Here is a 10,363-nt window from a genome sequence, read left to right as displayed (position 1 = left end):
CCCCCCCCCCCCCCCCCCCCCGCGCCCCCCCCCGCCCCCCCCCCCGCCCCCGCGCCCCCCCCCCCCCCCCCCCGCCGCGGCGCGATCACGCGGGCGACGGCGGCGACGGCGGCCGTGACGCCGGCCGCCGCGCCCGTCAGCAGCATGGCGGTTTCACCGCGCGAGCGGGACATGGCGTCCTCCCGGGCCGATCGAGGAGGCGGCGGTCCTGGCCCCGGAGGCGCCGATCCAAAGCCCCAGCGCCAGCAGCGCCGCGCCGGCGTAGACGAGGCCCGCCGGCGCCCACATCACCAGCCCGGCGATCTGCTGGTCCTCCAGCGGGCTGAGGCCGAACGGGTTGGCGGATCCCTCCTGGGCCGGGTACCAGGGCGACGGCGCCAGCGTCAGGAGCACGCCGAGGAAGCCGGTGTGCATGCTGGTCGCGAAGAGCCAGAACACGGCCGGCCCGTAGTCCGGCCGTCCCTGCCGCCCCTTCGCCAGGCTCCACCAGAACAGCACCGCCGTGCCGAAGAAGCTCGCATGCTGGAGCGCGTGCCAGACCGGGCTCTCCAGCGCCATGGTGAACAGGGCCGGCATGTGCCAGAGCCACAGGGCGGCCCCGTGCAGGACGGTGGCGGCCAGCGGATCGGTCAGGAACGCCCAGGCGGCCGCCAGGGGACCGGCCGTCGCCAGGCCGCCGAGGGCGCGGCGGGACGCGGGCGGGAACGCCCACAGCATGCCCAGCAACGGCCGCGACAGCACCAGCAGCGGCGCGGCGATCGTCATCAGGATCTCGTGCTCGATCATGTGGAGGGCGAAGGCCCGGTCCGACCATCCGGCCAAGGGCGACGCCAGGGCGGCGGCCAGCGCGGCCCAGCCCGCTGCGAAGCAGCCGGCCCGCCAGACCGCGACGCCGCGCCCGACGCCTGCCCGGCGCCAGAGCCGGGCGAGGCCGGCCGCGTAGAGGACGCCCGCCACGGCGACCAGGCCCGTGGCCCAGCCGTCCTCGAACCACCCCGGCGCGGCGTGGGCGTGGCCCGCATGGGCCAGGGCCGGAGAGGCCGCCATCGTCCAGGCCGCCGCGGCCGCCATGGCGATCGCCCCCGGACGCGCCGGCCGCCGGGTCATCTCTCGCACCCGATGAAGACGAGCCCGGCCGCGCCCTGGGTGAGGATCACGATGGCGAAGAGGAGGCCCGAGCCGACCCCGATCCCGGCCAGGAGCAGGCCCGGCTTGCCGTCGCCGCGCTCGCGGTAGCGGGCCAGCCCGCCGGCGCGGCTCCAGACGACAGCCGAGGCGACCGCCCCGGCGAGCGAGACCAGCGCCAGCGCGAGGGAGACATAGACGGGCCAGGGCCGTCCGGCCGCGCAGGCGAAAGGCGTGAGGATGAGGTTGGCCTGCGTGTTCACGGCCCAGGCGCCGGGGCCGAGCGCCAGCCCCATCCAGCCGAACCGGGGGTGGCGGGGGCCCAGCTCGCCCGGGAGCAGGGCGTCGTCGGCGAGGGTGGGGCGGGGCTTCACCATCTCGGGATCCCATAGACGACGAGGAAGATCGGCAGCCAGGCCCCCACCACGAAGTACCAGTAGAAGGCGTTGTCGCTGACGTCGCTGAAGCGCTTGCCCTTGCCGTGGCGGGTGAACATCAGGGCGGCGAGCACCAGCGTGTCCCCGACGTCGGTGATCAGGTGGGTGGCGTGCAGGCCCAGCATCAGCCAGGTCAGCGACCCATAGGCGTTCTGGTCCCAGCGCACATGCAGGACGCCGAACTCCCAGAGGCGGACCCCGATGGCGGCGAGGCCCAGCACGGACATGATCACGGAGAGCCGGCGCACCGCGGCGAGGTTTTCCTCATGGGCCGCCTTGTCGATCAGGCGGTTCGGCCAGAGGCTCGCCAGCAGGAGCACGGTGAGGATCACGCCCGGCCAGGGGTTCGGCGGATCGGCGCTGAGCGGCCACTGCGGATTGAGGTGGTGGAGGTAGAGATAGCTCCCGACCGCCAGCGCGAAACCCATGCCCTCGATGGCGACGAAGCCGAGCGTGCCCCACCAGATCGGGCTGCGGGAGCCGAATCCGTAGGTGGGCAGGCCCGACAGATCCGCGACCGTGCGCATCCTCACGACCGCCTCCCCGGACGCAGGCCTGCGGGACGGACTGTCGTCATCACAGGTCCTCCTTGGGCGATTTCGGCCAGAACCAGCCGAGCAGCGCGGCCCCGACCAGGGCGCTGCCCCAGATCACCGCGTAAGGCGAGAAGATCGACGCGATGAACGCGATGGCGACCGCGACGGCCGAGATCAGCGGCCAGATCGAGGGTCCGACCATGGTCTCGCGCAGGTCCGGCCGGGCCTCGGTCAGCGTGGTGACCAGGACTTCGCGCTGGTTCACCGCCAGGCCATGCGCGACCGGCAGGCCGTCGGGTTCGGCCCAGAGCGGCTCGCGGTGGGTGACGATGGGAACGCGCGCGAAATTGTAGACGGGAGGCGGGGAAGGCATGGCCCATTCCAGCGTGCCCGCGCCCCAGGGGTCTGGCCCGGCCCGGGCGCCGAAGCGCAGGCTCGCGACGACGTTGACGGCCAGCAGGACGAAGCTCGCCGCCAGCACCAGCGCCCCCGCCGTGGCGACGAGGTTCAGCGGCCCCCAGCCGAGGTCGGCCTGGTAGGTGTAGACGCGCCGGGGCATGCCCATCAGCCCCAGGATGTGCATGACGAAGAACGTCAGGTTGAAGCCGACGAAGGCGAGCCAGAAGTTCCAGCGCCCCATCCGCTCGCTCAGCATCCGGCCGGTGATCTTGGGGAACCAGTAATAGACCGCCCCGATCAGCGGGAACACCGCGCCGCCGATCAGCACGTAGTGGAAGTGAGCGACGACGAAATAGGTGTCGTGGACCTGCAGGTCGATCGGCACGGAGGCGACCATCACGCCGGTCATGCCGCCGAGCACGAAGATGAACAGGAAGCCGAGCACGAACAGCATCGGGGTCGCCAGGACAGGGCGGCTGCCCCAGAGCGTCGCGATCCAGCAGAAGATCTGGACGCCGCTCGGCACGGCGATCAGCATGCTGGAGGCGGTGAAGAAGCTCGCGCCCAGCTGCGGCAGGTCCGTCGCGAACATGTGGTGCACCCACAGCCCGAAGGACAGGAAGCCGGTCGCCGCCAGGGCCAGCACCAGCGCCATGTAGCCGAACACCGGGCGGCGCGAGAAGGCGCCGATGATCTGGGACACGAAGCCGGTCCCGGGCAGGAAGATGATGTAGACCTCCGGGTGGCCGAAGAACCAGAACAGATGCTGCCAGAGCAGGCTGTCGCCGCCCTCCGCATGGTTGAAGAACTGGGTCCCGACCAGCCGGTCCATGATCAGCATGCTGGAGGCCAGCATCACCGCCGGCATGGCGAAGAGGATGACGAAGGACGTCACCAGCATCGCCCAGACGAGCAGGGGGATGCGGTCCAGCGTCATGCCGGGGGCGCGCTGCTTGAAGGTGGTGACGATCACCGAGACGGCCACGGCGAGCGACGACACCTCCGTGAAGGTGATCATCTGGGCCCAGATGTCAGAGCGCTTGCCGGGCGAGAACTCGGGTCCGGAGAGCGGCGTGTAGGCGAACCAGCCCACGTCCGGGCCGATGTTCAGCATGAACGCGATCCAGATCATCGCTCCGCCGAAGGCGAAGACATAGTAGCTGAACAGGGTCAGGCGCGGGAACGCGATGTTGCGGGTGCCCACCATCAGCGGCACCAGATAGACCGCGAAGGCCTGCATCACCGGCACGGCGAACAGGAACATCATGGTCGTGCCGTGCATGGTGAAGAGCTGGTTGTAGAGGTCCGGGCCGATCAGCCGCGACTCCGGCCGCGCCAGCTGCAGCCGCATGGCGACCGCCGCCGCGCCCGCCAGGAACAGGAACAGGAAGGCGGTGGCGATGTAGCGCCGCCCCACCGCCTTGTGGTCGACGTCCGAGAGCCAGGCGAGGAGGCCGCGCCCCGAGCCCCAGGCCGCGCTCAGCCTGTCGTGCAGGTCCCCGGGGCCGAGCCCGGTGTCGCGCAGGTCCTTGTCGCGCAGCAGCGCGTCACGGGCTTCGGCGGGCGCGGCGCCGGGCGGGACGCGGGCTGCGACGTCGGTCATTTGAGGCTCTCGAGATAGGCCGAGATGGCGTTCAGCTCGTCCGGATCGAGCTTGACCATCGGCATGTCGACGCCCGGCTTCACCCCGTGCGGATCGACGATCCAGGCGGCGAGCGCGCCGCGCGTCACCGGCAGCGTCCCCGCCCCGATGGTGCGGCGTCCGCCCACATGGGTGAGGTCCGGCCCGGACCTGCCGCCCGCGCCGGCGCCCCGGATGGCGTGGCACATCACGCAGGGACGCTTCAGGAAGGCGTCATGCCCGGCCTGACGCTCGGGGTCGGAAGGCTGCACGGCGGTCCGGCGCTGGGCGTCGCGCCAGCGCTCGAAGTCTTCGACCGGCTCGGCGACGACCAGAAGGCCCATATGGGCGTGCTGGACCCCGCAGAACTCGGCGCACTGGCCGCGATAGACGCCCGGCGCCGCAGCCTTGAACCGCAGATAGTTCTGGCGGCCGGGGATCAGGTCGATCTTGCCCATCAGGCTGGGGACCCACAGGCTGTGGATCACGTCCGAGGACTCCAGCTTCAGGGTCACCGGCACGTCGACCGGGACATGGATCTCGTTGGCGGTCTCGACGATCCTGGACGGGTCGGCGTCCTCGTAGCGCAGCTCCCACCACCATTGGTGGCCGGTGGCCAGGATGGTCAGGTCCTCCTCGCGCGGTCCGAAGAGCACGCGCTGCGTGGCGTAGCTGAACCCCGTGAGGACCAGCACGATCACCGCCGTCGCCGCCGTCAGGACGCTGACCCACGCGGTCCGGCGGCGCTCGGCCGCCGCGTCATAGGCGTGCGGTTCGGCCGAGGCCGCATCGGCGCGGCTGCGCCGGATGGCGAGCAGGCTGGCGATGACCACGGCCAGCCAGATGGCGCCGAGCAGGGCCACGAACCCCCAGATCAGCGACGCGATGGAGGAGGCTTCCGGCGAGTGCGGGTCGAGGGCGGCGGGCCAGCGCTCGCAGCCGGCGAGCCCCAGGAGAAGCGGCGCAAGCAGGACCGGCGCCCGGCCGGCCGTCATTTCAGGGGACCCGGCTGGGCCGTCGCGCCGTTGACGGGCGGGCTCGGCGGCGTGCGGCTCTCGGAGGGACGCGCATGCATGTCGTCGTTGCGCTGCGGGGCGGAATCCGAGCTGGTCCCGCCGCTCATCGACTTCACATAGGCGGCGATCTGCCAGATCTGGTCGTCCGGGATCTTGCCGCGGAAGGACGGCATGCCGTTGGGCCGGCCCTCGCGGATGGTCTGGACGATGTTCTCGATGGAGCCGCCATAGATCCAGCGGTCGTCCATCAGGGGCGGGCCGGAGTCGCCGCCGCCATTGGCGTGGCAGCCGTTGCAGTTGAACCAGGCGTAGTATTTCTTGCCCTGGCTCTGGTGGTAGGCGTTGGCCTCATAGGTCCGGCCCTTGCCGCTGACCTTGATCTCGGGGGCCGAGGGTCCGGCCGAGTTGGTGGTCAGCGCAATGGCCTCGCGGCTCTCGTCGGCGACCGGGAAGGGCCGGTATTCGCGCTCCTCGCGCTGGCATCCTGCGGCGGCGAGGCCGACGGCGGCCAGCAGGGCGACGCCGGCGACGGCGCGGCCGCCGCGCGGGTCAGGGGAGGCGGAAGACATAGAGCGTCCCTCCCGGCGTGGTGACGTTCTTGAGATCCCGGACCGCGTTGACGAACCCCTTGGCGGCGGTGCCGTCGCGCGGGTCGAGGTCGCCGGAGACGATCGCGCCGGCCCAGCCGCCCACGCCCGACAGGATGGCGACGTACTGGCGCCCGTCCGGGCCCTTGTAGGTGGTGGGCTGGCCGATGATCCCGGAGGCCGTCTTGAACTTCCACACGATCTCCCCCGTGCGGGCGTTCACCGCCTTGAACCAGCCTTCCATGTCTCCGTAGAAGACGAGGTCTCCGGCCGTGGCCAGCGCCCCGCTCCAGACCGGGAAGCGCTCGGTGATGACCCAGGCGGGCTTGCCCTCCAGGATGTTCCAGGCCTTGAACTCGCCCATGTGGCCGCCGGGCCCGGGCTTCATCCGCACCTCGGCGCCGACATAGGGCGTGCCGGCGATGTAGCTCGTTTCGACCGACTCCCAGTCCATGCAGACATTGTTGTGGGGGATGTAGAGCAGGCCGGTGGCGGGCGAGAAGGCGGAGGGGTTCCAGTCCTTCGAGCCGGGGGCGGTGGGGCAGACGTCGCGCACCACCTTGCCGACCTGGGGCTGCTTGTCGCTCACATAGGCGAGGCGGCCTGTCTTGAGATCGACGCCGGAGGTGGCGTTGATGGCGGCGTAGGCCTCCGCCGACAGCACTTCGCCGGTGGCGCGGTCGATCACATAGAGGTGGCCGTTGCGCTCCGGGCGCACCAGCGTCTTGCGGATTTCGCCCTTCCAGGGGATGTCGAGCAGGATGCTTTCATTGACGCCGTCCCAGTCGAACAGGTCGTGGGGCGTCATCTGGTAAGCCCAGCGGGCCTGGCCGGTGTCGGGGTTCCGGGCGAAGATGGCGTTGGTCCATTTGTTGTCGCCCGGACGCTGGTCGGAGTTCCAGGGACCGGGGTTTCCCGTGCCGTGGTAGATGAGGTTCAGGTCCGGGTCGTAGGCGATCCAGCCCCAAACCGTGCCGCCGCCCTGGCGCCAGGCGTCCGGCGGCCAGGTGGACACGCCGAGGTCCTTGGCGCGGTCGGCCTCGTAGAAGGGCTTGAAGTCGGACCCGATCAGAATCTCGGCGTCCGGGCCGGTGTTGTAGGCCTTCCAGACCGGCTTGCCGCTGCTCGCGTCGAGCGCCTGGATCCAGCCGCGGACGCCGTATTCTCCGCCGGAGTTCCCGACGAACACCTTCCCCTTCGCCACCAAGGGGGCCATCGTCACCGTCTCGCCGACATTGATGTCGGCGACCTTGGTCTTCCAGGCCTCCTTGCCGGTGGCGGCGTCCACCGCCACGACGTTGCCGTCCAGCGTCGACATGTAGACCTTGCCGTCGACCACGCTGGGGCCGCGATTGACCACGTCGCAGCAGGCGACGCCCTGCGAGGCGGCCTCGGGCTTGGGGTCGTAACGCCATTTCAGCGGCGCGCCGGGCTTGGTGAGGTCGAGCGCATAGAGCACGTTCGGATAGGGCGAGACGATGTACATCGTGTCGCCGGACACGATGGGCGGGGCCTCCTGGCCCTTGTTGACGCCCAGCGAGAAGGTGAAGTCCACCTTGAGCTGGCCGACATTGGCCGGCGTGATCTCGTTGAGCTCGCTGAAGCGGGTGTTGGCGAAGTTCTTCGCCGGCATGGCCCACTGGCCGTCGTCGGCCGGGGCGGCGGCCTTCGGGGCGGCGATCGTCCCCTGGGCCTGGGCCAGGGCGGGCGCCGCCGGGGCGCCCCACAGGATGGAGGCGGCGACGGCGCCTTTTGCGAACGTCGCGGTTAGCCGGCGAAAGGTCATGTCTTCCAAAACCTCATGGCTGCGGGGAAACCGGAGAACCCAAGTTCCCGTTCCATCGCCCGCTTCGCCCGAGCTTCGCCGGTTCGCCAGCGCACTCACGATCACGGCTTCGGCGGGGGCCCGCCGGGGCGGCGCGCGCGGCGATTCGCCGGGCCGGCGGATCGCCGTCAAGGATGCGCGTGAGGCGAGGACACACCTGCGTACGCAAGTTTGACGCGAAAAAGCCATTCGCGCAGACTTCATGAGGGGGCGTACAGGGGCCCGGACGGGCCCGCGATTGTGATCGGAAGGGATTACTCCATGAAATCGGTTCGTCGATTTCTTGTATCGGCGGCGCTCGCGCGGTTGGCGCGCAAGGAGCGCGGCGTGTCGGAACGGTCGGTGACCGGCTATCTTCCGACGCAGACCGAGCGGCAGCAGGCGGTCGAGATCAGCCAGCAGGCCAGCACGCTGGTGCTGATCACCCGCGAGGGCCAGGACGCGCCCGAGGAAGAGCGATTCGACGTGCCGCGCCGCCACGCGGAGGCGCTGCTGGACGCCTGCGCGGCCCGGATCGGCTTCGAGCGCACGCGCCTCGACGCGGCGGGGCGGATGGTGCAGCTCACCAAGATCCTCAGCTCCCAGCCGGTCGACGTGGTGGACGTGGAGTTCGCCGAGGGCGAGGACGCGGCGCGCTTCTGGCCGCCGGCCTGGTTCGGGCCCGAGGTGACGGACGACGCCGCCTGGACGGACCGCGCCATCGCCATGGAGGGCCAGCCCAACAAGCCGGCCCCGCAGGCCAATGACGCGGCGCTGAACGCCATCCTGGACGACCTGGAGGGCATCGGCCCGCTGCAGCGCTTCGGCGGCGGCCGCGAGCCGATGGAGCGGCGCCCGGCCCAGCCCGAGCGGGCGCAAGCCGCCGAGCGGACGCAGCCGGAACGCGGCCACGCCGCCGAGCGGGCGCAGTCCGCCGAGCGGGCGCAGGCGCAGCAGGCCGCCGAGCGTCCGGCCGAGCCGCCGCCGCGCGAGCGCGGCCCGGGCCGCGATCCGCGAGCCGGCAATGTGGTGGCCGCGCCCTTCGTGTCGCGCGCCGCGGAGGCCTGAAGCCTCGCGGGTTTGATCGCCCGCAATGCGCGGCGCCGCGGACGGCGCCAGCATCGCCCTGACAGGCCAGCGCTCAGCGGCCTGAACGGGAGGCTGTCATGCCGGTGAAGGACATACTGATCGAGCTCGGGGGCGGGCGGGGCGGCGACGCGACGCTGCATTACGGCCTGTCCCTGGCGACTCTCCTGGACGCGCACGCCACCGGGGTCGCGCCCGTCGGCGAGGTGGACGACGCCTATGTGTTCGCCGAAGCCGCCGGCGTGCTGGTGCAGCGCCTCTCGGTGGAGATGCACGCCGCCGCCGACGCGCTGTGCGAGCGATTCCTGGGCGCCGCGGCCACCCGCGGCGTCGTCGCCGAGGCCCTGAAGGCGACGATCTCCAGCGCCGCCGGCGACCGGCAGGCGGCCGAGCTCGCCCGCCATTTCGACCTGACGGTGGTGAGCCAGCCCGACGCGGAGAAGTCCACGGCCGAGCCCTCCATCCTGGAGGCGGCGCTGTTCGGCTCGGGTCGGCCGATCCTGGTCACGCCCTATATCCAGCGCGACCCCGCCAGCCTCGAGCACGCGCTCGTGGCCTGGGACGGCAGCCGCGAGGCGACGCTGGCGCTGGCCGGCGCGCTGCCGCTGCTGCGGCAGGCCAAGCGCGTCGAGGTGACGACCGTCAACGCCGAGGGCCTGGCGGACCTGCCGGGCTTCAACATCGCGCGCCATCTGGCCCGCCACGGCGTGAGGGCCGAGCTGCGGCGCATCACCAGCGACCTCGACGTCGGCAACGCGCTTCTGTCGCACGCCGCCGACGTGGGGGCGGACCTGCTGGTCATGGGCGGCTACGCCCATTCGCGCTTCCGCGAGGTCGTGCTCGGCGGCACGACCCGGACGGTGCTGAAATCGGCCACCCTGCCGGTGCTGATGGCGCATTAGGCGCCGGCGGCGGCCCGCTCCAGCGCGGCGACGTCCAGCTTCACCATGCCCATCATGGCCTGCATGACGCGCCCGGCCCGCTCGCGGTCCGGGTCCGCCAGCAGGCGGGGCAGGGCGCGCGGCGTCACCTGCCAGGGCACGCCCCAGCGGTCGTTCAGCCAGCCGCATTGATGCGGCGCGCCGCCGTCCGCCAGCAGCGCGTCCCAGAGCCGGTCGACCTCGGCCTGGTCCTCGCATGCGATCTGGAACGAGACCGCGTGGCCGTAGTCGACGCGCTTGCCGCCATTGAGGGCGAGGAAGCGCACGCCGGCCAGCGTGAACTCGATCACCAGCACGCTCCCGGCCTTGCCGGCCGGGCTGTCCACGGCGTTGCGCTGGATCCTTTCGATGCGCGAGTCGGGCAGCAGCGACACATAGGTCCGCACGGCCTCCTCGGCGTCGTCGGCGAACCACAGGCAGGGGGCGATCTTGGACATGAAGGGCTCCTTCGCTCGTCGTCCTCCCGAGGACGTTCGCCGAGCCCCCGCGCCGACACAAGCCGGCGGTTTTTTGCGCCCCCGGAGAGGGCCGGGGCGGCGGCGAAGGCGAGCGCGACCGCCTCCTGCCTGGAAGGCGGCGTCATCCCCGGCGGCGCGGAGCGCCGGGAAGGGGATCCAGGAGGGTTGGCGAGCGGCTGAACCGCCGGGAAGCGCCGCAGCCGTCCCCCTCGCCCCGGAACGGGGAGAGGGCTGGGGTGAGGGGTGGTGGGGCTTGGCTGGATGTCGGCCCCTCATCCGGCCCTTCGGGCCACCTTCTCCCCGTCCCGGGGAGAAGGGCACGCGCGTTCAGCTCCGCGGCCTTTCGGCCCGGA

10 protein-coding genes are annotated in these 10,363 nt (G+C 71.7%); 2 read left to right on the top strand and 8 right to left on the bottom strand.

Features of this window, described 5'->3' with window-relative positions:
* Positions 1-153 precede the first annotated feature (153 nt).
* From ACYVO7_RS11615 to ACYVO7_RS11585, 7 genes are read right to left on the bottom strand one after another with little or no spacing between them, the layout of a single operon-like run.
* On the bottom strand, positions 154-1,107 hold the full coding sequence (locus ACYVO7_RS11615; RefSeq protein WP_460449987.1) for a cytochrome c oxidase assembly protein: 954 nt from the start codon (positions 1,105-1,107) through the stop codon (positions 154-156).
* Positions 1,104-1,502, bottom strand: coding sequence for a hypothetical protein (locus ACYVO7_RS11610; protein WP_460449986.1), 399 nt, complete (start codon positions 1,500-1,502; stop codon positions 1,104-1,106). The genes ACYVO7_RS11615 and ACYVO7_RS11610 overlap by 4 nt, the downstream gene beginning before the upstream one ends.
* On the bottom strand, positions 1,496-2,095 hold the full coding sequence (locus tag ACYVO7_RS11605) for a cytochrome c oxidase subunit 3 (protein WP_460449985.1): 600 nt from the start codon (positions 2,093-2,095) through the stop codon (positions 1,496-1,498). The genes ACYVO7_RS11610 and ACYVO7_RS11605 overlap by 7 nt, the downstream gene beginning before the upstream one ends.
* A gap of 43 nt (positions 2,096-2,138) precedes the next feature.
* Entirely contained in the window at positions 2,139-4,100 is a 1,962-nt protein-coding gene (gene ctaD / locus ACYVO7_RS11600) for a cytochrome c oxidase subunit I (protein WP_460449984.1), read from the bottom strand.
* A complete protein-coding gene (gene coxB / locus ACYVO7_RS11595) occupies positions 4,097-5,113 on the bottom strand; it encodes a cytochrome c oxidase subunit II (protein ID WP_460449983.1) in 1,017 nt (338 codons plus the stop codon). The genes ctaD and coxB overlap by 4 nt, the downstream gene beginning before the upstream one ends.
* The gene (locus ACYVO7_RS11590; protein WP_460449982.1) at positions 5,110-5,703 is read right to left on the bottom strand and encodes a c-type cytochrome; all 594 of its coding nucleotides are present in this window, start codon (positions 5,701-5,703) and stop codon (positions 5,110-5,112) included. Before ACYVO7_RS11590 ends, coxB begins: the two co-directional genes overlap by 4 nt.
* Positions 5,684-7,507, bottom strand: coding sequence for a methanol/ethanol family PQQ-dependent dehydrogenase (locus tag ACYVO7_RS11585; protein ID WP_460449981.1), 1,824 nt, complete (start codon positions 7,505-7,507; stop codon positions 5,684-5,686). Before ACYVO7_RS11585 ends, ACYVO7_RS11590 begins: the two co-directional genes overlap by 20 nt.
* A gap of 366 nt (positions 7,508-7,873) precedes the next feature.
* On the opposite strand from ACYVO7_RS11585, the gene ACYVO7_RS11580 reads away from it, so the two are divergent.
* Both ACYVO7_RS11580 and ACYVO7_RS11575 read left to right on the top strand, forming a co-directional pair.
* Positions 7,874-8,593 (top strand): CYTH domain-containing protein, encoded by a 720-nt coding sequence (locus ACYVO7_RS11580; RefSeq protein WP_460449980.1) that lies wholly within the window; start codon positions 7,874-7,876, stop codon positions 8,591-8,593.
* 98 nt (positions 8,594-8,691) lie between these two features.
* On the top strand, positions 8,692-9,513 hold the full coding sequence (locus ACYVO7_RS11575; RefSeq protein WP_460449979.1) for a universal stress protein: 822 nt from the start codon (positions 8,692-8,694) through the stop codon (positions 9,511-9,513).
* Here the strand turns inward: ACYVO7_RS11575 and ACYVO7_RS11570 are convergent.
* The gene (locus ACYVO7_RS11570) at positions 9,510-9,989 is read right to left on the bottom strand and encodes a VOC family protein (protein WP_460449978.1); all 480 of its coding nucleotides are present in this window, start codon (positions 9,987-9,989) and stop codon (positions 9,510-9,512) included. The genes ACYVO7_RS11575 and ACYVO7_RS11570 overlap by 4 nt on opposite strands.
* Positions 9,990-10,363 lie beyond the last annotated feature (374 nt).

It is taken from the genome of Alsobacter sp. SYSU BS001988 (assembly GCF_054796215.1).
This window is presented reverse-complemented; position numbering and strand designations above follow the sequence as displayed.